At 66.2% G+C, this 25,140-nt stretch carries 27 protein-coding genes, 1 tRNA gene and 1 pseudogene; 17 read left to right on the top strand and 12 right to left on the bottom strand.

Annotated elements, in window-relative coordinates:
* Positions 1-144: 144 nt before the first annotated feature.
* A tRNA-Gly gene (locus tag EAO80_RS12640) sits at positions 145-215 on the top strand.
* Between the two features lie 101 nt (positions 216-316).
* Complete coding sequence (locus EAO80_RS12635; protein WP_122090243.1) at positions 317-598, top strand: hypothetical protein; 282 nt, start codon at positions 317-319, stop codon at positions 596-598.
* A gap of 3 nt (positions 599-601) precedes the next feature.
* Here EAO80_RS12635 and EAO80_RS12630 read toward each other — a convergent pair whose 3' ends face one another.
* The gene (locus EAO80_RS12630) at positions 602-1,225 is read right to left on the bottom strand and encodes a hypothetical protein (protein WP_122090242.1); all 624 of its coding nucleotides are present in this window, start codon (positions 1,223-1,225) and stop codon (positions 602-604) included.
* A 169-nt stretch (positions 1,226-1,394) separates the two neighbouring features.
* Positions 1,395-2,303: an acyltransferase gene (locus EAO80_RS12625; protein ID WP_122090241.1), complete on the bottom strand. Its 909-nt coding sequence runs from the start codon at positions 2,301-2,303 to the stop codon at positions 1,395-1,397.
* Between the two features lie 143 nt (positions 2,304-2,446).
* Here EAO80_RS12625 and EAO80_RS12620 point away from each other — a divergent pair, with 143 nt between their 5' ends.
* Together EAO80_RS12620 and EAO80_RS12615 are read left to right on the top strand one after the other, a co-directional pair.
* Positions 2,447-3,490 carry an aldo/keto reductase gene (locus tag EAO80_RS12620; protein WP_122090240.1) on the top strand — a complete coding sequence of 348 codons (1,044 nt, stop codon included), beginning with the start codon at positions 2,447-2,449 and terminating at the stop codon, positions 3,488-3,490.
* 13 nt (positions 3,491-3,503) lie between these two features.
* Positions 3,504-3,665, top strand: a complete 162-nt coding sequence (locus EAO80_RS12615; RefSeq protein WP_211330705.1) for a hypothetical protein — start codon at positions 3,504-3,506, stop codon at positions 3,663-3,665.
* Positions 3,666-3,671: 6 nt separating this feature from the next.
* Here EAO80_RS12615 and EAO80_RS12610 read toward each other — a convergent pair whose 3' ends face one another.
* From EAO80_RS12610 to EAO80_RS20400, 3 genes and pseudogenes are all read right to left on the bottom strand, one after another.
* The gene (locus tag EAO80_RS12610; protein ID WP_122090238.1) at positions 3,672-3,866 is read right to left on the bottom strand and encodes a hypothetical protein; all 195 of its coding nucleotides are present in this window, start codon (positions 3,864-3,866) and stop codon (positions 3,672-3,674) included.
* Complete coding sequence (locus EAO80_RS12605) at positions 3,863-5,602, bottom strand: heme-binding protein (RefSeq protein ID WP_122090237.1); 1,740 nt, start codon at positions 5,600-5,602, stop codon at positions 3,863-3,865. The genes EAO80_RS12610 and EAO80_RS12605 overlap by 4 nt, the downstream gene beginning before the upstream one ends.
* A gap of 41 nt (positions 5,603-5,643) precedes the next feature.
* Positions 5,644-5,900, bottom strand: a pseudogene (locus EAO80_RS20400) (hypothetical protein).
* A gap of 77 nt (positions 5,901-5,977) precedes the next feature.
* Between EAO80_RS20400 and EAO80_RS12595 the strand changes: the two are divergent.
* Positions 5,978-6,496 (top strand): PadR family transcriptional regulator, encoded by a 519-nt coding sequence (locus EAO80_RS12595; protein ID WP_122090236.1) that lies wholly within the window; start codon positions 5,978-5,980, stop codon positions 6,494-6,496.
* On the opposite strand, the gene EAO80_RS12590 is transcribed toward EAO80_RS12595, so the two are convergent.
* The 4 genes from EAO80_RS12590 to pyrH are packed head-to-tail and all read right to left on the bottom strand — an operon-like array spanning position 6,493 to position 10,905.
* Positions 6,493-8,247: a site-2 protease family protein gene (locus EAO80_RS12590; RefSeq protein WP_122090235.1), complete on the bottom strand. Its 1,755-nt coding sequence runs from the start codon at positions 8,245-8,247 to the stop codon at positions 6,493-6,495. The genes EAO80_RS12595 and EAO80_RS12590 overlap by 4 nt on opposite strands.
* 45 nt (positions 8,248-8,292) lie before the next feature.
* Complete coding sequence (locus EAO80_RS12585) at positions 8,293-8,472, bottom strand: DUF7836 family putative zinc-binding protein (RefSeq protein ID WP_122090234.1); 180 nt, start codon at positions 8,470-8,472, stop codon at positions 8,293-8,295.
* Positions 8,473-8,513: 41 nt separating this feature from the next.
* The gene (gene lysS / locus EAO80_RS12580; RefSeq protein WP_122090233.1) at positions 8,514-10,190 is read right to left on the bottom strand and encodes a lysine--tRNA ligase; all 1,677 of its coding nucleotides are present in this window, start codon (positions 10,188-10,190) and stop codon (positions 8,514-8,516) included.
* Positions 10,180-10,905, bottom strand: a complete 726-nt coding sequence (gene pyrH / locus EAO80_RS12575) for a UMP kinase (RefSeq protein WP_122090232.1) — start codon at positions 10,903-10,905, stop codon at positions 10,180-10,182. Before pyrH ends, lysS begins: the two co-directional genes overlap by 11 nt.
* 90 nt (positions 10,906-10,995) lie before the next feature.
* Between pyrH and EAO80_RS12570 the strand changes: the two genes are divergently transcribed.
* The 3 genes from EAO80_RS12570 (at position 10,996) to EAO80_RS12560 (ending at position 13,457) form a co-directional block, all read left to right on the top strand.
* Positions 10,996-11,823 (top strand): molybdopterin synthase, encoded by an 828-nt coding sequence (locus EAO80_RS12570; protein WP_122090231.1) that lies wholly within the window; start codon positions 10,996-10,998, stop codon positions 11,821-11,823.
* A 232-nt stretch (positions 11,824-12,055) separates the two neighbouring features.
* A complete protein-coding gene (locus EAO80_RS12565; RefSeq protein WP_122090230.1) occupies positions 12,056-12,301 on the top strand; it encodes a DUF7123 family protein in 246 nt (81 codons plus the stop codon).
* A 49-nt stretch (positions 12,302-12,350) separates the two neighbouring features.
* Positions 12,351-13,457 carry a site-2 protease family protein gene (locus tag EAO80_RS12560; protein ID WP_122090229.1) on the top strand — a complete coding sequence of 369 codons (1,107 nt, stop codon included), beginning with the start codon at positions 12,351-12,353 and terminating at the stop codon, positions 13,455-13,457.
* Position 13,458: 1 nt separating this feature from the next.
* On the opposite strand, the gene thiL is transcribed toward EAO80_RS12560, so the two are convergent.
* Positions 13,459-14,331 (bottom strand): thiamine-phosphate kinase, encoded by an 873-nt coding sequence (thiL, locus tag EAO80_RS12555; protein WP_122090228.1) that lies wholly within the window; start codon positions 14,329-14,331, stop codon positions 13,459-13,461.
* An 88-nt stretch (positions 14,332-14,419) separates the two neighbouring features.
* Between thiL and EAO80_RS12550 the strand changes: the two genes are divergently transcribed.
* From EAO80_RS12550 to hisS, 5 genes are all read left to right on the top strand, one after another.
* Positions 14,420-14,881 (top strand): 30S ribosomal protein S19e, encoded by a 462-nt coding sequence (locus tag EAO80_RS12550; RefSeq protein WP_122090227.1) that lies wholly within the window; start codon positions 14,420-14,422, stop codon positions 14,879-14,881.
* Positions 14,882-14,924: 43 nt separating this feature from the next.
* Positions 14,925-15,278, top strand: coding sequence for a DNA-binding protein (locus EAO80_RS12545; protein WP_122090226.1), 354 nt, complete (start codon positions 14,925-14,927; stop codon positions 15,276-15,278).
* A gap of 7 nt (positions 15,279-15,285) precedes the next feature.
* Positions 15,286-15,876 (top strand): DUF7411 family protein, encoded by a 591-nt coding sequence (locus EAO80_RS12540; protein ID WP_122090225.1) that lies wholly within the window; start codon positions 15,286-15,288, stop codon positions 15,874-15,876.
* Positions 15,877-15,912: 36 nt separating this feature from the next.
* Complete coding sequence (locus EAO80_RS12535) at positions 15,913-16,773, top strand: DMT family transporter (protein WP_122090224.1); 861 nt, start codon at positions 15,913-15,915, stop codon at positions 16,771-16,773.
* Between the two features lie 261 nt (positions 16,774-17,034).
* Entirely contained in the window at positions 17,035-18,333 is a 1,299-nt protein-coding gene (gene hisS, locus EAO80_RS12530; RefSeq protein ID WP_122090223.1) for a histidine--tRNA ligase, read from the top strand.
* 119 nt (positions 18,334-18,452) lie between these two features.
* On the opposite strand, the gene EAO80_RS12525 is transcribed toward hisS, so the two are convergent.
* Positions 18,453-19,745, bottom strand: a complete 1,293-nt coding sequence (locus EAO80_RS12525; RefSeq protein ID WP_245998610.1) for an MFS transporter — start codon at positions 19,743-19,745, stop codon at positions 18,453-18,455.
* Between the two features lie 190 nt (positions 19,746-19,935).
* On the opposite strand from EAO80_RS12525, the gene truA reads away from it, so the two are divergent.
* Positions 19,936-20,736, top strand: a complete 801-nt coding sequence (gene truA, locus EAO80_RS12520; RefSeq protein WP_122090222.1) for a tRNA pseudouridine(38-40) synthase TruA — start codon at positions 19,936-19,938, stop codon at positions 20,734-20,736.
* A 38-nt stretch (positions 20,737-20,774) separates the two neighbouring features.
* The gene (locus tag EAO80_RS12515) at positions 20,775-21,008 is read left to right on the top strand and encodes a hypothetical protein (RefSeq protein WP_122090221.1); all 234 of its coding nucleotides are present in this window, start codon (positions 20,775-20,777) and stop codon (positions 21,006-21,008) included.
* Here the strand turns inward: EAO80_RS12515 and EAO80_RS12510 are convergent.
* Positions 20,996-22,318, bottom strand: a complete 1,323-nt coding sequence (locus EAO80_RS12510) for a M28 family peptidase (RefSeq protein ID WP_122090220.1) — start codon at positions 22,316-22,318, stop codon at positions 20,996-20,998. The two genes, EAO80_RS12515 and EAO80_RS12510, sit on opposite strands and share 13 nt — an antisense overlap.
* A 90-nt stretch (positions 22,319-22,408) precedes the next feature.
* On the opposite strand from EAO80_RS12510, the gene pepF reads away from it, so the two are divergent.
* Entirely contained in the window at positions 22,409-24,199 is a 1,791-nt protein-coding gene (gene pepF / locus EAO80_RS12505) for an oligoendopeptidase F (protein WP_122090219.1), read from the top strand.
* A 53-nt stretch (positions 24,200-24,252) separates the two neighbouring features.
* The coding region (locus EAO80_RS12500) for an AAA family ATPase (RefSeq protein WP_122090273.1) at positions 24,253-25,140 on the top strand (888 nt) is incomplete at its 3' end.

Raw genomic sequence — 25,140 nt, 5'->3', positions numbered from 1 at the left:
ATCTGTAGGACCGGAAAACTGGATACGTGTCCACCGGAACGAAGCGCTACGTTCAAGTGACGCGGTCGGCTACCTCCGATCGAGCGCTGGTGTCTCACCGAGTGCAGGAATGGGGCTCGGCGCGCGAGAAACGAAGCGACGAACGCGCTGGTGGTCTAGTGGTAGGACATGAGCTTCCCAAGCTCATAGCCCGGGTTCAATTCCCGGCCAGCGCACTTCTGCCGGGCGCGATGTCGCCTGGTGTCTCCGCCGGGTTCCCCCCCCGGCGAGCGGCCACCAACGATTATAACGGTCCTCTAGTAACTACCTCGTAGCTATGTCAGCTCCCGATTCCCTGGACGACGTCAAAGAACTGCTCGAAGCGGGCTGGGAGATCCACTGGGACGGCCGCACCGGTGCGGACTACCCCCCGAACTACCGGATCGTCGAGTTCGAGAAACCCGACGGCATGGCCGACTACACGCCGGTCAAACAGCTTCACCTGCTGGCGAAGGACTACGAGGACGTCGAGAAACTGCGCGAGGAGGGCGACGGAACCGCGGCCGAAGGTGATGAAGACGACGAAACCGACGAGAGTAACGACGAGAACGGCGAGTAACGACTACTCCTCGGTATCGTCTTCGTCGTCGTTCTCGGCGACCTCCTCTTCCTGCTCGTCTGTCTGGAGGCTTCCTTCGTTGAGCTCGTCCGTGTCCGTATCGACCATTTCGACGTCGTCGGCCGGATGCCCTTCGGAGCCACCTTCCTTATCCGTCTCGGGGACCGCGTCGCCCTCCGTCGGGCCGGCGATCTCGGCGTCCTCACCGGCGCCCTGGGCCTCGTCATCGGGCGTCTCGCCCGTCTCGGGGTCGCCGAAGTCCCGCGGTGATTCGGTGTTCTCCTCGGCGATCACGCCGGGCTCCTCCTTTTTGGGATCGTCGTCATCGTCGCTCGTCCACGGCTCGCTGACCTCGACGTCGGCGTCCGAGGCCTGCTGCTGGGCGCGCCCGATGGCGATCCAGCCGGCCCCGACGGCGATCTGGCGCAGGGCCTTCCCCTTGCTCGAGCGCAGCGACGCGAGCCCCTTCAGGACCGTATAGCCGCCGGCGAGCAACGAGAGCGTCCCCATCCGGCCGTGTTTGACGACGATCGGCCGCAGCGTCTCGACCGCCGATCGCACGCCCGCCGGCAGTCGATCCTCGCTATCCGTCGAAACCGCGAGCGGCACGTACTGTTGTGGTTGCATCGCCCGGAGCTACTCGACCTAGACGCTTAAAAGTACGACCGGCAGGCGCGATCGCGTCGGTCGATAGTCGACCTCGGGTCGGTTCCTCCGCGAGCGCACGGCGTCCCGGCAACGACACGTTCGCCCCATAGTGATCGCACTCCTTCGGCTCACCCCGCCCGAGTGTGTCCTATCCAGTCCCGTCCGTCGTCCCGAAATCCCGACCGAACTCGTCGAAGCGCTCAAGCTCGTCCGGCAGTTCGTAGGGAACCTCGCGGTCGTCCCGTCGGTTCGTCAGACCGTCCCCGATCGGTTCGGCCCGGTCCTCGAAACCCGGTTTGATCCGCACGCTTCTCGCGGGGGAGCCGACGACGACGTGGTGGGCCGGGACGTCGCCCTGGACGATCGCACGCGCCCCGACGATGCTGTTCTCGCCCACCACGCAGCCCGCCCGGACCATCGCGTCGTAGGTCACCCGCGCGTCGTCCTCGACGACGGTCCGGAAGTTCGTCACCTCGGTCTGATCGACGACGTCGTGGTCGTGACTGTAGAGGTGCGCGCCGTCGGAGATCGACGCCCGATCCCCGATCTCCAGTCGTCCGCGGTCGTCGAGGTGGACGCCGTCGTGGATCACCGTGTTATCGCCGACGGTGATGTTGTGGCCGTACGTAACCGAGATCCCTTTGAAGAAGCGACAGCCCTCGCCACAGTCGGCGAAGAGGTGGCTCGCGAGCATCCGCCGGAACCGAAGCGCGAACTCGACGTTGTCGGCCATCGGTGTGGCGTCGAACTGCCGCCAGAGCCACTGGAGGTGTTTCGAGCGTCTGAACTTCGCCTCGTCCTTCTCGGCGTAGTACTCGCTTTCGAGGGTGGCGTTACACGGGTCGTACCCCTGCAGGCGAACCCGTTCTGCGGGCGAGACCTCCTCGCCGGCCTGCCAGCGCTCGTAGGCCTCCCGATCCCCGTAGAGGTCCACGAGGGTGTCGCGGACGACCTCGCAGGTGTCCTCCTCGCCGGCGAGCCGGTCGTCGACCTCCGCGATGAACGCCTCGACCCCTTCTTCCGCCTCCTCGGGGAGCGAGACGTGACGTTTCGTCATGCCGCTCGTTTCGGCAGGACCGTTCAAATGGGGTTCGGTTGCGGAAGGGAGCGGGTGGTCCGGTCGCCATGGGCTCGGGACCGATTTCCGGGCTCCGGGAACGGTCCGCATCCGCTAAGTATCCCCCGTGCCATACCTCGAGTATGCACTACCGCACGCTCGGCGACTCGGAGGTCGAGGTCAGCGAGGTCGGCTTCGGCGCCTGGACCGTCGGCACCGATTGGTGGGGCGACCGGACCGACGAGGACGCGATCGGGATGCTCGAACACGCCCTCGAACAGGGGATCACCTACTTCGACACGGGCGACGTCTACGGCCATGGTCGCTCGGAGGAGCTGGTTGGCGAGGCCTTCGCCGACCGCCGCGAGGAGGTGACCATCGCCACGAAGGTCGGCTACGACTTCTACAACAACCCCCAGGCCGGCCACGGCGAACTCCCGAAGGAGATGGACCCCGACTACCTCCGCGACGCCGTCGAGAAGAGCCTCGATCGGCTCGACACCGACTACATCGACGTGCTCCAGCTCCACAACGCCGACGCCGAGGAGCTCACCCCCGAGGTGCTCGACGTGCTCGACGAGCTCGAAGACGAGGGTCGGATCCGCGCTCGCGGGCTCGCACTCGGCCCCTCCATCGGATGGCTCGCCGAGGGCGATACGGCCATCGCCGAGGGGTTCGACGCCGTCCAGCTCGTCTGGAACCTCCTCGAACAGGAGGTCGGCAACCATTTCCTCGAGACCATCGAGGAGCTCGACGCCGAGACGAGCCTCATCCCCCGCGTGCCCCATTCGTCGGGGCTGCTCAACGAGCAAGTCACCCCCGAGACCGAACTCGGAGAGGGCGATCATCGGGGCTTTCGCCCCGATGCGTGGTACGAGACGGGCTGGGAGAAGCTCGAAACGCTTCGCTTCCTCGAACGAGAGGGAGAACGCACGATGGGACAGGCCTCGATCAAGTGGCTCCTCGCCCACGACGCCGTCGCGAGCGTGACGCCCACCTTCCGCACGACCGCCGACATCGACGAGTGGGCAGATACGAGCGAAGTCCCGCCGCTCTCCGAAGGGGAACTCGACCGCATTGCCGAGCTCTACGCGACGAACTTCGGGATCGAGCGCGACGACGGTATGGACAGTCTCCGATCCTCGGTCGACGGCACGGACCTCCGTGAGGCGGGCATCGACAAGTAGCCCGCCGACTGACGTGCGCCGGTTCCTCGTGCTGACCGCCGGGTTTCACACGGTTCTGGCTGTCGGCGTCCTGCTTCACGCCCGGCGGCGGGACCGCTCGGCCGGAAAATGGATCGCGCTCACGCTCGCCTTCGGGCTCGGCGGCGTCGCGGGCTACCTGTTCGCGGGCCACTGACCGCGTTCAGCCCGCGAGCCGCCCGTAGATGACGACCGCGAGTGCCAGCCCCAACCCCATTCCCGCGCCGATCACCAGCCCCGAGCGGGCGTTTCCACCCAGTAGCCCGATCAGGAGCGCTACGACGACGGGAAACCCCGCCAGAATCGCAATCCGCAGCCCTCCAGCAGCGTGTCCCTCGGCCGGCTCCGAGTTCCTCATGCGAGGAAGACGTGGCGGGGCCGGTCCGCGAGGACGTCACGACCCCACTGGACGGTATCACGGAAGGCGTCGGAGCGGAAGAAGCCCATCGCGTCCTCCTTCGAGCGCCACTGGCTGGCGATAAACATGTCGTTCTCGTCGGCGACGTTGACCATCAGGTCGGTGTCGTGGTGGCCGTCCATGTCCTCCAGCAGGCCGCCCACGACCCCGAATTTCTCGACGAAGTCCTCCTGGTAGTCGGGCTTGACGGTGTAGAACATCCCCATCGTCCCGAAGCCCGATTCTTCTCCCGCACGAGCGACGATACCGGGCAGGTCGGCCAAGAAGCCGCCGGCGGTGTCGGCGGCGTCGGCCGTCCCCCAGATGCTGACGACGGCCGAGCGGCTCCCGTCTTCCGCCTGATAAGTCGCGGTCTTGACGTGGGTGTCGTAGCGGTCGAAGCCGTCGGAGAGGTCCTCGACCGCCGGGGCCAGCTCGTCGGGGTCGGCCTCGGAGTAGAGCACCATCGCGTAGACGTCCTCGCCGTGGGGCTTGCCCGCGTAGATGTCGAGCTCCGCGAGCTCGCCGCGGATGTCGTCGGTGTCAGCCTCGGCCTCGCCGGTCTCCTCCGGCTCGACGTCCTCGTCGGCGAGCGCGCCCGCGATCACCTCGTGGACGCCCGGTAGCTCTTCGAGGAACCCGCGCGCCGTACCCGCGGCGCGTTCGGTCTCCCAGACGCTGACGATCGCCGCTTCCCCCTCGTCCTCTTTGACCTCCGTCAACACGTGACTGTCGTAGTGTTCGAAGTTCCCGCGCAGCCCGTCGACCTCCTCCCGGACCGTCTCGACGTCCACCTCCGAGCGAAGCACGAGACCGTGGGCGCCCTCGGGGATGTCGACGGTGACGCCGAGGCGGCCGAACTCCTCGGCGAGTTCGGTGTCGACGGCCCCCTCGCCTCCGCTCTCGTCGATCCCATCGAACGAGACCGACTCGCCGGCGAGGAACGCGTCCAACTGCGCGGGCGCGAACCGCCGACCCGTGTAAAAGCGCCCGAACTCGGCGTACTTCGAGGAGGAGGGATCGAAGCGCATCTCGGTGAGGAGCTGTTTGATGTCGGTCATGTCGTCGGCGAAGAGGGTGACGCCCCACTCGTGGTCATCGAAGCCGACGCTGCCGGAGATGATCTGGGTGACCTTCCCCGCATACTCGCGCCCGATGTCGCCGTGGGCGGCCATGAGTTCCCGGCGCTCGTCGAAGGGCAGGTCGTACCAGTTGTACTCGGGGTCGCGGCGTTTCGACATCGGGTAGAAGCTGACGAACTCCGTCTCGGGGAGTTCGGGATGGAGCCGTGAGTCCATGTAGCGCTGCAGCCCGGGGTCGGCCTCGGCGTCGGGATCGAAGTAGTCCTCCGCGGCCTCGGTGTAGCCCGACGCCTCCGCGACCGAGAGATAGGAACTCGCCCGGTCAGTGAACGACGCGAGCGCACAGCCCTCAAACTCGCGTTCGGCCCGGTCGAGTGCTTCGAGCGTGGGCCGGAGGTGAACGACGAGTAGATCGGCCTTGTGGCCCAGGACGCTGAAGACCGCCGTGTCACCCTCCTCGACGGCGGCGTGGTCCTCGAGGTACGCGACACCGTCCTCGATTGCGGCCTCGCGGTCGCGTTCGGCGGCCCCGCGCCAGGCATCCCAATCGACGCGCCGGAGGTCGTGTAGCACGTACAGCCCCTCTTCGGTTCTCGGCGGGTCACGTCGTTCCATATCGGGCGTTGGGGGGCGTGCCGGAAGGACTTTTCTACATTCTACACGGCATCGTCGGGGTCGTGGCAGTCACGCACACGCTCGACTTCGGCGGCGTAGACCTCGCGGGTTTCGGGATCGCTTACGTGACCGAGGTTGTCGGGATCGACCGAAGGCCAGACCTTCGCCTCGCGGCCGGGTCCCGAAAACCTCGGCAGGGCGCACTCCTTCCGGAAGTCGCGTAGATGAGGACGATGACGTTCTGCTCGTCGTCGGAGTAGGTGCGTTCGACCAGCCGGACGCGAACGCGCTCACTCAGGTACGACTGTACGGCAGCCTGACGGGTTGAGTATCGGAAACGAAACGCTTTCACCTCGCCCGTCTGAACAGTGGTCAATGCGAAAGAGTGGGCCGCCGAAAGGGGTCATCTCGTATCTCGTTCTCGAACTCCTCGACGAAAAGCCCCGCTACGGCTACGAGATCTTGAAGGAGATCACCGAGATCAGTGGCGGCCACTGGGAACCCTCCTACGGATCGGTCTACCCCATTCTCTATAAGTTCGAGGAGGAGGGCTGGGCCGAGCGGATCGAACGCGAGGACGAACCTGACCGCAAGTACTTCGCGCTCACCGAGTCGGGTCACGAAAAACTGGAGAAGAAGCGCGAATCGACCGCCGAAACGGGCCAGGAGTTCGCCGACGTGATCCTGGGGTTTTACCACGTCTACGTCGCGCTCGCGACCGACGAGCGGTTCGACCTCCCCGCCGCCGAGGGCCACTGGAACTTCGACGAGACGTTCAGCGCGTGGATCGCAGAACAGGTGATCCGCCACTACGAGCGCGATTTCGGTGAATTCGACCGAGTCTCGGAAACTCCCGAGGAGTTCGCGGAACGGTACGGGTTGGAGGAGCGTTAGGCGAGCAGCCCCTGTCCGAAGATCATGAGCAACAGCCCCATCAGCATCGTCACGCCCACCGAGACCGTCACCGTCTTCGTCAGTTCGTAGCTGCCCTCGATCGGAAGTCGGGAGACGATCGCCTCCGTACTGGTCCGGAGGATATGCCCGCCGTCGAGGGGGAAGGCCGGAATGCAGTTGAAGAAGCCGAGGTTGAGATTGATCCAGCCGGTCCAAAACAGCATGTTCGCGAGCAGGAAGACGCCACTACCGAGCGGCGCGAGCGCGCCCTCGACGACATAGAAGTTCGTCACGAAGCCGGTGAAGCCCGCGAAGTTGAAGGGCAGGCCGAACCCGCCGATGCCCGCAATGGGGAGGATCAGCGCGAGCGTGATCGCGCCGATGAAGTTGCCGCCACCCTCGCCGCTCACGAAGCCGAGGTACGTCGCGGCGGGGTAGGGCTGGATGCCCAGATCGTCGAGCACCAGTCCGGTGATACCGGGCTGAACGTTGATCCCGACCTGTCCATAGCCGTCGGGATGTTCGCCGAGTTCGACGCTGTAGGTCTCGGTCTCGCCGCCGACGACGGCCTCGATCTCGACCGTCTGGCCGGGTTCGGTGCCCTGAAGCACGCCCGTCAACTCCCCACTGTCGAGGACGCGTTCGCCGTCGACCGCGGTGATCACGACCGACTCGCCCTCGGGCATTCCGGCCTCGGCACCGGGCCCGTCGACGACGCTTGAGAGCGCACCCGCGGCGAAGGTGTGTTCCTCGCCGTCGCCCGTCTCGACGGTCACAACGGGCTCCTCGCCGATCGCCTCGCGGAACTCGGTTTCGGTCGTCACCGGCTCGCCGTTGACGGTCGCGATCGAGTCGCCGGTTCCGAGCCCGCTGGGGCCACTTTCGACGGCTTCGACGACGCTCACCTCGCGCTCGACCGCGACCTCGCGCTGGTCGTCGCCGTCCGCGAGCGTCACCGCCACCTGGCCGTCGGCTTCTGCCAGCGCGTCGGTGAGTTCGCCCTCGTCGGCTACCGACTGGCCCCCGACGGCGGTGATGCGGTCGCCCTCGCTGATGCCGGCCTGGTCGGCCGGCGATCCGGGGAACGCCCCGCCGACCGCCGCGCCCGGCGCGACCGCGATCGAGCCGGCGACCGGGCCGAACAGCAGCGCGAAGACGAGGACCGTTACGAGGAAGTTCGCGGTGACGCCCGCGGCGAACATCCGGGTTTTGCCGCCGCGGTCAGCTCTCTCCTGGCTCTCCTGGTTCGGCTCGACGAACGCGCCCATCGGGATGATCGCGAGCAGCGCGACACCCATCGACTCGATGTCGATGTCCTCGACCCGACAGAGCAGTCCGTGGGCGCCCTCGTGGGCGACCAGCGCGATGAGCATGCCGACAATGATATGCGGGGCCGCCGACAGCGGGAGGAAGTCGTTGACGCCGGGAATAATCACGACGTTTCTCGGTTCGGTGACGGCGCTCGCGGTCGTTTCGGGGGAGTACAGCGCCTGCACCGCGGCGAAGAGGACGAACACGAAACTCAGCGCCATCACGACGAGCGCGATCCCGACGCCGACGTTGCTGAAGGCCCGCCAGAACCGTTTGGGGCGCGCGAGCGTGTCCAAAAGGACCCGCCCGCGTTTCGTGTGGAGGGTGATGATCGGGCCCTGCGTCCCGACGTACTCGGGCAACAGCCCCCGGCTGCGAGCCGAGAGCAGGATCGCCCAGTAGAGCGCGAGACCCACGAGGACCCACGTGAGCGTACTCATTACCCTCTTTCAGGTGGCCCCGCTCAAATGGGTTTGGTTCCGGCGTTACTGGAACTGTTTCAAAACGTCCAGATCCCGGTCGGTCCGGGCGAACTCCGCGGTCCGGCGTTCGGCCTCGCAGCTGTCGCAGGCGAACCCCTCGGTATGGGTCGGTAGCTCCTTGGGTTTTCGTTCCCAGGATTTCCCGCACTCGGGACACAGCAGGCGCACGAACGTCTCGTTCATGTGTGCTACAGAATACCACGAAACAAAAGCTTTGTCCCGGCTCAGCGCTCGCGGCGAAGCCGCGCGAGGACGAACTCCCGGTCGAGTTTGCCGAGGAACTGACCCAGCTTGGGACCTTGGTCCTGATCGAAAAAGAGGCGATAGCCCGTGGCGAAGAACTCCCCGATCGGGACGTCGTTGCGCTTTGCGACCTCGTAGATCTCGCCCTGGATCTCCTCGGGTGTGTGGCCCGCCTCGACGAAATCGGCGAGCTCTTCGAGTGCCTCCTCCGTGCGCTCCGAGACGGCGACGTCGGGGAGTTCGGTCCGCTTGAGGTCGTAGTCGTACTCGTTTCCGGTCTCGCGCGCCCAGTTTCGCGCCAGTTCGACGCGCTGGAGGGCTGCCTCGACGGCCCAGTCGGGGGTATCCTTCGGGATGTGACCCTCGTGGCGGGCGATCTCCTCGCGCAGGTCGGGGTCGTCGGTCATGCCCAGCACGGCGGCGAAGGTGTAGGGCAGACGAATCCGGTCTTCGCGTACCTCGTCGACGCAGAACGGGTAGATCCGCTCGGCGCGCCGCTGTTCGCGCTCGTCGGCCTCGACCTCCCCGAAGTAGATCCGCTCGAGCCGGTCGAACTCATCAACTAAAAGATCGATCCGCTCGACGTTGAAGTCCCGCGCGCGGCCCGGGTCCTTCGCGAAGAAGTACCTGAGCACCTCGGGCTCGATCAGCTCTAAGACTTCGGAGACGAGCATGACGTTGCCCGCCGACGAGGAGAAAGCCTCGCCGTCGAGGGTGAACCACTCGTAAACCATCGGCACCGGCGGCTCGAACTCGAAGACGTTTCGGGCGATATCGACCCCGCTCGGCCACGAGCCTTCGGCGTGGTCCTTGCCGAACGGCTCGAAGTCCACCCCGAGTGCGCGCCACTGGGCGACCCACTCGAAGCGCCACGGGAGCTTGCCCTCCCGGACCGTTGCGGTTCCCTCGTGGCCACAGCCCTCGATGACCTGCTCGCCGGCCTCGACGTCCACGCACTCGTACTCGACCGTGTCCGATTCGAGGTTCACGCCCGTGATCCGGTCGGTCAGGTGCCCACAGTTTGAACACTCGGCGAGAAACGGGACGTAGTTCTCGTCGACGCCGTCCTGATACTCCGAGAGGACTTCGCGGGCACGTTGGCGGTGTTCGAGCAGATACCGCGTCGAGTCTTCGAACTCCCCGTCGGCGTACATCGCGGTGTTCGATTCGATCTCGATGGGCACCCCTAGGAGCTCGGCGCTTCGCCCGATCAGCGTCGAGAAGTGCGCGCCGTACGATTCACAACAGCCGAAGGGGTCGGGGATCGCGGTGTAGGGCTTGCCGAGGTTGCGCCCGAGCGCCCCGGCATCCACGTCGCCCAGATCGACGATGTCACCGTCCAGATCCGCGAGCTTTCGGGGCAGCCCCCGGAGTCGGTCCTTGTCGTCGGCGGTGAAGACCTGTCGGACCTCGTGACCGCGCTCGCGGAGGACCTCCGCGACGAAGTACCCGCGCATGATCTCGTTGACGTTGCCGATGTGGGGCACTCCGGAGGGGGAGATCCCCCCCTTGATGACGATCGATTCGTCGGGGTTTCGGGCCTCCACCTCGTCGGCTACCTCGTCGGCCCAGAAGACGAACCCGCGTTCCCCGGTTCCGTCCTCGTCTTCGTCACGGAGCGTGTACGGGTCGGCGTCCGCGTCGACGCTATCGCTCATCCTCGGCCCAGTAGGTGGGTTCGTCGCCCACACCCTCGGGGACGACGTCGGTTCCCTCGTGATCGCCGTACCTGATCGCGCTCGCGATCCGTTCGGGTTCGGTGCCGTCGAGGACGATGGTACGCATCCCGGAGCGTTCGATGATCTTCGCCGCGAGCAGGTCGACGGGCGCCGAGGAACCCGCACTCATCTCGATGTCGGCGATCGTATCGACCAGTTCGCTCGCGGTCACCTCCTCGAAACGCTCGGCGTCGGGGTTCTCGTTGGGATCGGCGTCGAAGACACCCGGGACGCTCGTCGCATAGACGAGCAGATCGGCGTTGGTGTACTCGGCGAGGGCGGCGCTGACCGCGTCGGTGGTCTGAGCCGGGGCGACCCCGCCCATCACGCAGACGTCGCCGTCCCGCAGGACTTCGCCGGCCTCCTCGTAGGTTTTGACCGGTGCGGGGACGACCGCCTCGCCCAGCGCGGCGATCAGCAGCCGGGCGTTGAGGCGGGTGACGTCGATCCCGATAGTGTCGAGTTCGATCTCGTTTGCTCCCAGCCCGCGAGCGGTGGAGATGTACTCGCGTGCGATCCCGCCGCCGCCGACGACCGCGCCGATCGAACAGCCCTCGTCGGCGAGCTCCCGGATGACTCCGGCGTGGTCCTCGACCCGGTTGGCACCGAGATCCGGCGCGAGGACGCTGCCGCCGATAGAAACGACCACGTTCATGCTTGCACCCGGGTAGCCCCGTCCTCGGCTTAAGGATTGTCAACTCCCGATGGCGACACGTACAAGGCCGAACCGACCGTTCCCACGCATATGTACGTACTCGGAGTCGTCGGCCCCGACGACGCAGGGAAAACCCACCTGCTCGAATCGCTCGTGACCCACCTCGCGGAACGCGGCCGCGTCGCGACCGTCGAGCGCTGCCGGGACACTCCCGATATCGACACCGGCGACACGGATACGGACCGCCATCGCGAGGCCGGCGCCGACGCGACCTACGGACTATCCGGGTCGGGCTGGTTCGCCGCCGGAAAGGACCGTACACTCGCCGAGACGCTCGACGACCTCGCGCCGACGTACGAGTACGCGATCCTCGATGGATTCGACGACGCGGCGGTCCCGCAGGTGGTCCTCGCTGACCACGAGCACGCCGGCGAGGCGCTCGCGACCGGCGAGCGCGCCGGCGAGATCGACGTCGACGCGGTGATCGACTCCCTGGAAGCGACCGAGCCATACGTTACCCTCGAGTCGTTGGTTCGGGAGGCGAAGGAGTCCCCTCGTGCTGATCGTGCCGGCGCGATCGCCACCTTCACCGGGCGGGTGCGCGAGAAGGACTCGGCCGACGATGCATCCACGGAGTTCCTGGAGTTCGAGACCTACGAGGGGGTCGCCGAGCAGCGCTTCGCGACGATCCGCGAGGAACTCGAGGCCCGCGAGGGCATCTACGAGGTCCTGCTGCACCACCGGACCGGCGTGATCGAGTCGGGCGCCGACATCGTCTTCGTCGTCGTCCTCGCGGGCCATCGGACGGAAGCGTTCCGAACCGTCGAGGACGGCATCGACCGGCTCAAGGACGAGGTCCCCATCTTCAAAAAGGAAGTGACTGACGACGAGGAGTTCTGGGTTCACACCCGCGTTTGAGCCTCCAGAGACGGCAATGATTCCGATCAACACTCCGAACCGGAAGGGTCGTACGGTTCGAACACGTATTAGTAACGAAGAGTTGAGAGAGAACAATAAACGATATAGAGGTCAAATAAAACGTTTCGAACGGTTTTAATCACTCTAATTCTATCTAAAATATATGTAATTGTATTCAAATATCCTATGCTTATATCCTTAGTGCTCTGTTAAGGACCACTCGAAGCAGACGATGAGCACTACCACACAGCCCTCCACGACCCAGGAATCGAAGGAAGACCGGCTTAAACAGTACCTTAATCACCGCGCTGCCGATGGCGAGCTCTACTTCAAGAGCAAGTTCATCGCCGACGACGTCGGCCTCTCGGCGAAGGAGATCGGCGCGCTGATGGTGAAACTCAGCGCCTCCGAGGAGGATCTGGTGATCGAGAAGTGGTCCTATACGAGCGCGACGACCTGGCGCGTGACGTCGGTCTGAGCCAACCAGTCGTCGAACCCTTATACTTCTCGGGTTCCAACCTCGGACGATGAGCGCGCCCCAGTCGGGTCCCCCCATTGTAGACGTCGAGGACGTCTTCTCGGTCTACGAAACCGAGACCGACGGCGAGGTCCTTCGCTACTACGGCAGCCCGCGTGCCCCCGGTCGGACCGTGCTACGGGAGCTCTGGCCGGTCTTCCGCGAGCGGGGCTACGAACTCCGATTGACCCGCGAGTACGGCGAGTGGGTACTCATCGCCGAGCCCCTCGATCTGGGTGTCAATGGTGTCCCGTGGACCAACGTCGTCCTGTTCGTCCTCACGGTCGCCTCGACGCTGTTCGCCGGCTCGATCTGGTATCACCTCGATCCCTTCTCGGCGGAGGTCATCCATGCGTGGCCCTTCACGGTCGCGATCATGGGCGTGCTCGGGGTGCACGAACTCGGTCACTACGTCCTGAGTCGGTACCACAAGGTCAGCGCCTCGCTTCCCTATTTCATCCCGATTCCCACACTCATCGGAACGATGGGTGCAGTCATCAAGATGAAAGGCCAGATCCCGAGCCGGAAGGCGCTGTTCGACATCGGCGTCGCCGGGCCGCTGGCTGGGCTCGCCGCGACGGTCGTCGTCACGGTTGTCGGGCTGCATCTCCCACCGGTGATGGCCCCCGAGAGCTTGATCGGAAACCCGAACGCGGTCCAGATCGAACTGGGCTACCCGCCGCTGTTGCAGGGGCTCGCATGGCTCGTCGACCAGCCCCTTCACTACGACGACCCCGCGATGGCGGTCAATCCCGTCGTGATCGGGGGATGGGTGGGGATGTTCATCACGTTCCTCAACATGATCCCGGTCGGGCAGCTCGATGGCGGACACGTCCTTCGCGCGATCCTCGGCGAGAGTCAGGACAGGGTCGCGGCGTTCGTCCCCGCGATCCTCTTCTCGCTCGCGGCGTACCTCTACTACGTTCGAGACGTCCCCGCCGATTCGGCGTTCATCTGGGCGTTCTGGGGCTTTCTCACCCTGCTGTTCTCGTTCGTGGGCTCCGCAAGCCCGATCGACGACCGGGAACTCGGAACCGGTCGGATCGCGGTCGGCGTGTTCGCCATCGTTCTCGGGCTACTGTGTTTCACGCCCGTCCCGATCCGGATCGTCGGCTGAGTTAACCGTGGGTAAAACCCCGATCCGAAAGCGCCTCACCGTCCATTTCGATGCCTTCCTCGGTGACTTCCCCGATCACGGTGATCGGTGTCGGAGATGCGGCCTCGACTGCCGATAGATCGTCCTCGGGAATCGTACAGACGAGTTCGAAGTCCTCGCCGAAGGAGACGCTCATCTCGTGGGCGTCCACCTCGTCGTCTGCGACCTCGTCGACCGCCCCGTCGATCGGGATCCTCGAACGCTCGATCGCGAACCCGCAGTCGCTCGCCTCCGCGAGCTGGTGGAGCGACCGGGCGAGCCCGTCGCTCGAATCCATCATCGCGCTCGCGTGCGGGGCGAGCGCGCGCCCGGCCCCGACGCGGGGCTCGAACCGGAAGAGCTCGTTCGCCCGCGTCGATTCGCCGTCCTCGAACAGCCGTAGAGCAGCCGCACTGCGCCCCAGGGTGCCGGTGACACAGACCGCCTCGCCCGGCCGCGCGCCCGAGCGATAGACGGGGTCGTCCGACCGACCCACGACGGTGCTTACAACGGTGAACTCCTCGTGGGTGTCGAGATCGCCGCCGACGTACGCCCCGCCGACCGCCTCGCAGACGTCGCCCGCGCCCGCGACGAACTCGCGGACCTCCCCCTCGCGAAACTCGGGGGCAGCGTAGACCGCGACCGCAGCCGCGACCTCGCCGCCCATCGCCGCCACGTCCGACAGCGATGCGCCGACGGCCCGCCAGCCGGCGGTGTACCGGGTCGTCTCCGCCGGAAAATCGGTCCGTTCGTGAAGCATGTCGGTGGTGAGCAGGAGCCCGTCGACGACGGCGGTGTCGTCGCCGGCGTGGCAAAGCGATCCCGAGAGCAGTTCCAAGACGGCGCGTTCGTCCATGCCAGTGCATCCATCGAGATGGGCAAAAACGGCCCGGTCGAAACGGGACAACGATGCTTTTAAACACGGCAGCACCGAACTGCGGGCAATGACGACGCTCTACGACGTGCCCGCGGAGGAGATCATCGAGGAGCTTTCCGATCGGCTCGCGGATCGACTCGAACAGCCCGACTGGGCCGCCTACGCGAAGACCGGCGCCAGCCGCGAACTCCCGCCCGAACAAGAGGACTTCTGGGCGGTTCGCGGGGCGAGCCTGCTGCGGAAGGTCGCCGTCGACGGCCCCGTCGGCGTCGAACGCCTCGCGACCCACTACGGCGACGCGAAGCGCGGCTCGAACCGCTATACGGTCGCCCCGCCGAAACAGACCGACGGTAGCGACAACATCATTCGGACGATCCTCCAGCAGCTCGAAGACGAGGGGTTCGTCGAACAGCAGGGCGACGCCGGCCGCGTCCTGACAGCCGAGGGCCGCAGCTTCGTCGACGAAGCCGCCGGTGACGTGCTCTCCTCGCTCACCGAGGAGCGCCCCGAACTCGAGCGCTACGCGTAGGGTCTCCGTAATCGTTTTGTCGCCCGCGTCGGAACAGTTGGGTATGAGCGAACGCCCCGACGACGATCGACTGGAGGAGCTTCGACAGAAGAAGCTCGAACAGCTACAGGACCAACAGGAGGGCGGCGCCGGGAACGAGAAGGCCCAGCAACAGGCCCAACAGCAGGCCGACGCCCAGAAGAAGGCGATGTTGCGCCAGCACCTCACCGACGGGGCGAGAAAACGGCTCAACTCCGTGCGAATGAGCAAGCCCGACTTCGCTGACCAGGTCGAACAGCAGGTGATCGCGCTTGCCCGAAGCGGGCGCGTCCAGGGCAAGATCGACGAGGAGAAGATGAAGGCGCTGCTCAAGGAGCTGAGCCCCGACCAGCAGCAGTTCGATATCAAGCGGCGCTGAGGTCGCGATGGACCTCGGGCTGCTGTACAGCGCCGGTAAGGACTCCTCCCTCGCCGCGTTGCTGCTCGACTCGTTTTACGACGTGACCCTCGTCACCGCGACCTTCGGGATCACCGACGACTGGACGCACGCCGAGCGCGCCGCCGAATCGACCGGCTTTCCGTTCGAACACCTCGAACTCGACCAGCCGGTCGCCGAGGAGGCCGTCGACCGGCTGGTCGAGGACGGTTTTCCCCGCAACGCGATCCAGCGGGTCCACCTCCACGCCCTGGAGGAGCTCGCGGAAGATGAGTTTTCGGCGATCGCGGACGGAACCCGCCGGGACGACCGGGTTCCGTCCGTCTCGCGGGCCCAGGCCCAGAGTCTGGAGGACCGTCACGGCGTCGACTACGTCGCCCCCCTCTCGGGGTTCGGTCGGAGCGCGGTCGACCGGTTGGTCGAGGCCCACCTCGACGTCGAATCGGGCCCCAGCGAATCCATCTCGCGAGCGGACTACGAGGCCGAGCTCCGCACGCTGCTCGTCGAGCGAGAGGGTCGAGACGCCGTCGCGGAGGTGTTTCCCGATCACGAGCAGACCTACGTCACCGGATTTCGATAACGAACCGTTCATTGTTCGTAGCGGCGACCTCCCGGCATGGACCCCGGACTCCTCGCGAGCGTCCTCGCAGCCCTCCTCTGGGGGAGCTATCTCTTCGCGCTCAAACGCTTCTTTTCGAACTACTCGGCGAGCGAGATCATCGTCGTCGTCCACACGATCGCCATCGCCTTTTATCTCCCAGTCGCGGCCGCCACCGTGCCCCGCGAGGCGCTCGGTAGCCTCGTCTCGGGCGGGCCCGGCCTGGCCGTGATCGTCGTCGCGAACTCGCTCGCCTTCGTGGCGTTCATCGAGGCGATCGACGCCGGCGAGCTCTCCTATGTCGCCCCGATCAGCAAGATCGTCCCCGCCTTCGTCCTCCCGATCGAGATCCTGTTCCTCGGGGAGTTCCTCGCGCCGATCCAGCTCCTGGGCGTTGCGCTCGCGACGCTTGCGGTCTACGTCGCGAACTTCACCGGCGGGTCGTTGCTCGACCCGATCAGAGACGCGCTCGGCTCGCGGGCGGCCGGGTTCGCCCTGCTCAGCGCGGCACTCTATGCGGTCGGCGACGTGGGCCGGCGAGTCACGCTTCAGGAGCTCGCCTTACCTCCGGAACTGCTCGTTCTCGGGATTCTCGCGGGGATGATCGTCATCCTCTCGCCACTGGCCGCCCGCGACTGGAGCGCCACCGCGGGGGACCGACCGAAGTTCCTCGTGGCGGGCGCACTGGTGGCGTCCGCCGAGCACGTCACGGCGCTTGCCTTCTCGCTGGTGCCCGCGAGCATCGCCTCGCCGATCATCAACACGCAGGCGATCGTCGTGGTCGTCCTCGCCGGCCTCTTCCTGCGCGAAGAGGCGTTCAGAACGCGACTCGCCGCGGCCGCCCTCGCCGTGATCGGCGTGGCACTGATCGCGCTGTAGGAACGCCGACGAGACCTTGTGAGTCGGGAACCTATCGTCCCGCGTGATCCCACCGCTGGTCCGTCGCTGTCCCACCTGTGGCCACCTCGGGCTGGGTCCCCGGTTCTCAGCCGTCGAAACCGAGGCGAGCCGTAGTCTCGAGTGCCCGGCCTGTGGCGCCCGGTTCGAGCCGGTCGACCGCCCATGGTTCAACTGACCGCCACGGCCGGATCATGAGCCAAGAAGAACAGTTTCAAGCGCCCCTCACGCGAACCACCGTCCATGTACGAGCGGATCAAGGGGTTTCGTGATTTCTACCCCGAGGAGATGCGCGCGCGGCGGGCCGTGACCGACGGGCTGGAGGACGCCGCCCGGCGCTACGGCTTCCGGGAGATCGGGACGCCCGCGCTGGAGCGGACCCAACTGTATATCGACAAGAGCGGCGAGGAGATCACCGACGAGCTCTACAACTTCACCGATCAGGGCGGGCGCGACGTGGCGATGACGCCCGAACTCACCCCGACGGTGGCGCGGATGGTCGTCGCCAAACAGCAGGCGCTCTCGAAGCCGATAAAGTGGTTCTCCACGCGGCCGTTCTGGCGCTACGAGCAGGTCCAGCAGGGCCGCTTTCGCGAGTTCTACCAGACCAACGTCGACGTCTTCGGCTCCAGCGAGCCGGAGGCCGACGCCGAGATCCTCGCGTACTGTGCGGACGCCCTGACCGGGCTGGGACTCGACGGTGAGGACTTCGAGTTCCGGGTCTCCCATCGCGACATTCTGGGGGGGCTGCTCGAAGCCTTCGACGGGGCGGTCGACACCGAGGCGGCGATCCGTGCGGTCGACAAGCGCGAGAAGATCGAGACGGGCGAGTACTACGGTCTGCTGACCGATGCCGGTCTCGATTCCGCGGACGCCGAGCAGTTCGACGCCCTGCTCTCGACGGACGACCTGACGGAGCTCGTCGACTTCGCGGGTACCGACCGCGTCGCGGCCGCCGTCGAGAACCTCGAGAACGTCCTCGCGGCGGCCGAGGACTTCGGCGCCCGGGAGTACTGTACGATCTCGCTCGAAACCGCCCGCGGGCTCGATTACTACACCGGCGTCGTCTTCGAGTGTTTCGACTCGGCGGGCGACGTGAGCAGGTCGGTCTTCGGCGGCGGCCGGTACGACGACCTGATCGAGGGATTCGGCGGCCAGCCGACGCCCGCAGTGGGGTTCGCCGTCGGCCACGAGACGCTCTCGCTCCTGCTGGATCGCGCCGACGCCCGCTCCGACGGGGCCCTCGACACCGACTACTACGTCCTCACGGTCGGCGATACCCGCCCCGTCGCCGCCCGGATCGCCCGCGACCTACGCGAGCGGGGTCACGTCGTCGAGACCGACGTCTCGGGGCGGAGCTTCGGCGCACAGATGAACTACGCCGACTCGATCGACGCCGAGACCGTCGTGATCGTCGGCGAACGCGACCTCGAAAACGACGAGATCACTGTCAAGGAGATGCACTCTGGGGAACAGACGACCGTCCCCGTCGAGGCGTTCCCCGGCGAGCACGAGCGGCCCACATACGACGACGTCGCGTAGCGGGGCGGCTCCTACCGTTGGCTGTCGTCCTGTGAAGACGCATCCGATAGCTGTGCGTTTCAGGCTTTGAGTCGTACAAAACCGAGACGTACTGTTTCATGACGGTACAGCCGACGGCATCAGTCCCGGGCGAGAGTCCCCCGGAGGTCCTCGAGGAGGAACTCGATCCCGCCGCCTTCGATGGTCTCGTGGACCTGCGTGTAGACGAGCACGATCCCGAGACACGCGAGCACCCCCCCGAAGACGAAGGGGGTGGGGTAGCCGTACTGTATCAGGAATCCCGAGGCCAGCGGGCCGATCGCGGTCCCGAGGCCGAAGGCCATCGTCAGCACCGACAGCTGGGTTCCCGACGCTCCCTCGCTCGCGAGATCGCCCGCAAGGGCGAGCGCGGGCGCGAAGACCATCGCCGCCGCCAGCCCCTGGATGGCCCGGGCCGCGATCATCTGCCAGGGTGCGACGACGAACCCCTCCACGACGGTGACCGGCGCGAGGACCGCGAGCCCGAGGAGGATGAACGGTCGGCGACCGTAGCGGTCGCTCGCGCTGCCGATGGGTGCCTGTACGAGCACCTGTACCAGGACGAACGCGGCGAACTCGATGCCGAAGAGGGTCGCATCCTGTCCGAGGCGGGCGTTGACGCTTGGTTCGATCGCCGAGAGCAGCGCGATCCCGATCGCCATGAAGAGCGAGGCGATCCCGAGGGTAAAGACCGGATCGAGCAGTCCCTCGGACTCGTGATCCAGGATCGCGATCGACGTGTTCTCGGAGCCGCCCGTGCGCTCGATGTCCGGGTCGTTTACGAGGAGCGTCACGAGCAGGAAGCTGATCACCGCGGAAACCGCCGCGATGTAGAAGGAGGCCTCGAACCCGCTCATCCCGACGCCACCGATCGTGTAGGGTCCGCCGTTGACGACGGTCCCGGCGGCGATCGGGCCGATCCCGAACCCGAGCAGTCGGAAGGTGTTGTACGTCCCCATGCTCCCGCCGCGGGTGGTGTCGGTCGCGAGTTCGTTGACCAGCGCGATCGAGGCCGTGATGGTGAACGCGACCCCGATCCCCTGGGTGGCGCGGATCGCGAGCAGCGCCCAGTAGCTCGACCCGAACGAGTAGGCGAAGTTCGCGACCGCGAGCACCCCGAGCCCGAACAGGACGAACGGCTTGCGTCGGCCGACCGCGTCGGTGATCCGGCCCGCAAAGGGCTGGAGCGCGCTGTTGAACAGGCCGAACGCCGAGAGGATCAGTCCCGTCAGAAGCGCCTCGCTCAGCCCGTAGGTGGCCCCCGAGACGACCCCGCTCGCGACGTACAGCGGCAGGACGACGATCAGAAACGAGTTGCCCACCGCGTCGGCCGCCCGCGCGAGAGAGAGCGTCAACACCTGGCGGTTGGCGCCGAACAGCGTCGGTTCGCTCACGGACGTCTCGCCCCCGCTCGTCGCTCCAGCGCGGACGGGTCGGCCCGCATCCGGTGTGTGTTCCGAGAAAACATCAGTCTTCGATAGGTTCGTCGCTCGGTCTGATCAACGCTTCGAAGGGAGTAACCCACGGGGGATTTCGAGAGATCGGTGCCGAGGGGACTATCGGTACCGACCCGCTATCGGACGTATGCGCGCCTTTCGCGTCGCCTACGACGGCACGCCCTACTACGGCTTCCAGCGCCAGCCCGACGTCGAAACGGTCGAGGGGACGCTGTTTCGCGCCCTCGACCGGCTCGTCGGGTTCGAGGGCGCGAAACCCGACGGGTACGCCGCTGCCGGACGAACCGATCGGGGGGTGTCGGCGCTCTTCCAGACGGTCGGTTTCGAGGCCCCCGAGTGGCTCACGCCCGCCGCGTTCAACAGTGAACTCCCCGGCCACATTCGAGTCTGGGCGGCGGCCGACGCCCGCTCGGGATTTCACGCGCGATACGACGCCCGATCGCGCGAGTATACCTACCTCCTCCACGCGCCCGATATCGACATCGATCGCCTCCGGGCGGCGCTCGCCGAGCTACCGGGAACGCACGACTTTCACAACCTCACGCCCGAGGACGGCGAGACGACGCGGGCGATTTGGGACGCTCGGGCCGAGAGAGACGGGTCGTTCGTCGCCATCACGCTTCGGGCCGATAGTTTCCTCCAGCGACTCGTCCGTCGGCTCGTCTCGCTCGTTTCGGCGGTCGCCGCCGGCGAGCGCGACCCGACGTTTCTCGATCGGGCGCTCTCCGAGGAACGTCTCTCGGGTCCCGAGGGGATCGCCTCGGCCCCGCCCGAACCACTCGTGCTCACCGACGTCGCGTACGGTTTCGAGTTCGCGGTCGACGAGGAGGCGGCCGCGAGCGCACGCACTGTGTTCGAGCGAAAGCGGATCGACCGCGAGACGGGCGCGCGGGTCGCCGGGCGGATCGCGGGCGAACTCGACGGGTAGCCACAAGGACTATGCTGACGCTGTGTCCTCGTCGAGCTATGGCGGATTCGAGCGGGCAAACGGACGCCGCGGTGACCCTCACGGCGGGGTCGATTGTCGCTGGACTCGGGGTGAACGGGTTCGGGTTCGCGCTGGGATCCGGTTCCCTTGCCGTACTGGTTGTCGGGGCGATTATATCTGCCCTCGTGCTTTTCGCCGGCTGGTGGCTCGTCGTCAACGCGCTCGTCCTCGTCGTCAGGATCGCGCTGTCCGAGGGGCCTCACTCCCAGTGATCGGGCCACACTTCGGCCGCGCGCATCCCGACCTCGGCATCGCTTTCCTGTAACCGTTCGCGCAATTCTCCCTCGTCGATCCGGGGGAGTTCGCTCCGGGTGAGTTCTCGTACCACCAGTGCCGTAAGCATCGCGTGCTCGCGGAGGTTCCGTCGATCGACCTTGTCGCGGGTGTCGGCGTGGGTGTGGCCCCATCCTCGTCCCCGCTCGGCCCCGCTTGGTGCCTCGCTGTGTAGCTGGAGCGCCGGAACGCCGCGCTGGAGAAAGGGCCAGTGGTCGCTGTAGGGATGGGGATCGCGAGAAAAGGAAACCGGCTGGCCCCACTCCCTACAGACGCTCCCGGCGAGCTCCCCGACCCGTTCGGAGCCGTGGAGGTACGCCTGCAGGTTTCGGAACCGGCCCGCTCCGTCGACGTTGACCACGGCTCTGACGGACTCGAGGTCCAGCGAGTCGGCGAGCGCCCCCGCGCCGATCAGCCCGACCTCCTCGCAGCCGACGCCCGCGACCCGGACCCGACAGTCGAGATCCATCTCTGAGAGGAGGCGGGCCGTGCCCGCGACGACGGAGATCCCACACCCGTTGTCGAGCGCGCCCTCCGCGATGTCATGGGCGTCGTAATGTCCTAGCAGGACGATCTCCTCCTCACCCTCCCCTAACGTCCCGTGGACGTTCTGGCTCGTCCCCGGCTCCGTGTCGGCCGCGACCGAGAGCTTCGCGCGTGCGCCCCGCTCGGCGTAGTCGCTCAGCCATGCGCCGGTCTCCTTCGAGACGCCGACGCCGGGGGCGGCGGCCTCGGCGTCGAATCGTAGCGCTCCCGTCGGCGGGAGCTGACCGGGAACGTGGTTCGCGAAGACGAACGCTTCGGCGCCCGCCGCAATCGCGTGGCCGAACTTCTCCATGCGGTGGACGAACCGCCCCTTCTCGGGGGGCGTGGTCGTGCTCGCGACGACGATCTTGCCGGCGACGTCGCTCTCCTCGATCTCGTCGGGCGTGCCGTAGCCGACGTCGACGAGTTCCCCCGAGACCTCGCCGGCCGCCGAGTACGGCAGCGCGAGCGTCTCGAAGGAGCGCTCGACGGGCTCGGTGACCGCCAGCTCCGCGCGCCCACGGTCCCAGCGGTTCATTTCGAACTCCTCGATCTCGATCTCCTCCACGCCGCCGTCCTCGAAGCTCTCGGCGACGTACTCGGCCGCGCGGCGCTCGCCGGGATGGCCGCCCATGCGCTCGTCGAGTTCGGTCAGTCGGGTCAGCAGATCCCACGCCGCGTCGTCGTGCCACGCCCGTCCGAGAAGCGTGTCGATATCGGCCATATTCGGAACTATCGCGCCCGCCACATGGTCGTTGTGTTGCGTGTGGGCGAACCGCTAGTGTTTAGGGCGTACTGACACGTACCACGTGTAATGAGTTCGGTTCCCGAACGCGAGGAGATCGCCACGGAGTACACGTGGGACCTCGAGAGCATCTACGCGAACGACGACGACTGGGAGGCCGCCTACGAGGCGGTCAAAGAGCGGATCCCGGAGCTCGAATCCTACGAGGGGCGCGCGACCGAGAGCGGCGAGACGCTGTCCGAGTTACTCGACCTTCGCGAGGAGGTCATGCGCGAGCTCTCGCAGGTCGCCGCCTACGCCCGGATGCGCCGCGACGAGGACACTCGCGATCAGGAGTACCAGGCGCTGACCGCCCGATCCCAGTCGCTGGCTTCCGAAGCGTCGAGCGCGGTGAGTTTTCTGGAGCCCGAACTCCAGGCGCTCTCGGAGGACGAACTCGACGCGCTGATCGACGAGGAGCCCGCCCTTTCGGAGTACGACCACTACTTCGACGACGTGTTGCGGATGAAACCCCACACCCGATCGGCGGAGGTCGAGAGCCTGCTGGCCGAACTGGGCGAGGTGACCGGCGCGTCGGGCGAGATCTACACCATGCTCTCGAACGCGGATCTCGAATTTCCCACGATCGAAGATCCCGACGGCGAGGCCGTCGAGATCACGCAGGCGAACTTCACGAAACTGCAGAAGCATCAGAACAGAGAGTTCCGTCGCGAGGTCTACGAGGCGTTCTACGACACGTGGGAGGAGGTCCGAAACGCGGTCGGCGCCTCCTATAAGAACAGCGTGAAGGCCGACGTGAAGCTCGCGCGAGCGCGAAACTACGACACCGCCCGCGAGGCGGCGATGGACGGTCCCAACATCCCCGTGGAAGTCTACGACAACCTCGTCGACACGGTCCACGAGAACCTTGATGCGCTCCATCGTCACGCCGACCTCAAACGCGAGGCGCTCGGCGTCGACGAGCTCCAGATGTGGGACCTCTACATGCCGGTCGCTCAAAGTGAAAGTCCTGACATCGAGTACGACGAGGCCACAGAGCACGTCGTCGAGGCGCTCGCGCCGCTGGGCGAGGAGTACCAATCACGGGTCGCGGAGGGGCTCGATTCGCGGTGGGTCGACGTCTACGAGAACGCCGGCAAGCAGTCGGGCGCGTACTCGGGGGGAACCTACGACACTCAACCGTTTATCCTGATGAACTACCAGGACGACATCCCCTCGATGTATACCTTGGCCCACGAGCTGGGCCATTCCCTCCATTCGCAACTCACCAGCGAACATCAGCCCTACACCTATTCTGGCTACGAGATCTTCGTCGCCGAAGTCGCCTCCACGGTCAACGAGGCGCTGCTCACGCATCACCTGCTCGACACCGTCGAGGACGAACGGTTCCGCCTGCACGTGCTCAACGAGTACCTCGAGCGCTTTCGCTCGACGCTCTATCGCCAGACCATGTTCGCGGAGTTCGAGCACCGTGCTCACGAGATCGACGAGGAGGGCGGCGCGCTCACGCCCGACGCACTCGACGAACTCTACGGCGAGCTAAAATCGGAGTTCTACGAACCCGCCGTCGTCGATGACCGGATCGCCTGCGAGTGGATGCGCATTCCGCATTTCTACCGGGCGTACTACGTTTACCAGTACTCGACGGGAATCAGCGCGGCCGTCTCGCTCTCGGAGAAACTCCTCGAAGAGGGTGAGCCCGCAGCCGAGGCTTATCGGGAGTTTCTGCGGTCGGGTTCGACTGCTTACCCCCTCGAACTGCTCGATATCGCGGGCGTCGATATGCGTTCGCCCGAGCCCATCGAGGACGCGCTTGCCGTCTACGACGACTACCTCGACGAGATGGACTCGTTGTTGTAGGATCAGCCGCCACCCAAAGGCACTTTTGGCGCGCTTTCCTAGAAGGTACATCAATGGCCCATAGCCCCTCTGTTCCCGACCGACCGCATCTCGACCTCGACCCCGAGATGCCCGAAGGCGAGCAGCTCACCGCCCTGCGTGAACACTATACCGATATCGTCAGGATCAACGACCAGCTCGAAGAGCGCATCGACGAGGCCGACGATCGCCGCGAGACGCTCCACGAACGCGTCGACGACCTCGAACGCGAGAACAGTGCGCTCAAGACCGCCTCGCTGTACGTCGCGACCGTCGAGGAGTTCACCGAGGACGGAGCGGTCGTCAAACAGCACGGCACGAACCAGGAGGTCCTGACCGAGATCGACCCCGGGCTCGCAGAGGAGCTCGAGGCGGGCGACCGGGTCGCGGTCAACGACTCGTTCGGCGTGGAGACGACCCTGGACGTCGAGACCGATGCACGCGCCCAAGCGATGGCCGTCGAGGCGAGCCCCGACGTCACCTATGCGGATATCGGCGGGATCGACGAGCAGATCCGCGAGGTACGGGAGGCCGTCGAGGACCCACTGACGAACCCCGCCCAGTTCGAGGAGGTCGGTATCGACCCGCCGGGCGGCGTGTTGCTTCACGGCCCGCCGGGTACCGGAAAAACGATGCTGGCGAAGGCCGTCGCCAACGAGACCGACGCGACCTTCATCAAGATGGCCGGCTCGGAGCTGGTTCAGAAGTTCATCGGCGAGGGCTCGCGCCTCGTCCGTGATCTGTTCGAGCTCGCCCGTGAACACGAGCCGGCGATCGTCTTCATCGATGAGATCGACGCCATCGCAGCCACCCGAACAGAGTCCAAAACGTCGGGCGACGCGGAGGTCCAGCGCACGATGATGCAGCTGCTCAGCGAAATGGACGGCTTCGACGAGCGCGGGGAGATCCGCATCATCGCCGCC

This window comes from Halalkalicoccus subterraneus, from assembly GCF_003697815.1.
Classification (GTDB): Archaea; Halobacteriota; Halobacteria; order Halobacteriales; family Halalkalicoccaceae; genus Halalkalicoccus; species Halalkalicoccus subterraneus.
The sequence above is the reverse complement of the archived record's forward strand: the minus strand, read 5'-3'. Positions and strand labels throughout refer to the sequence as shown.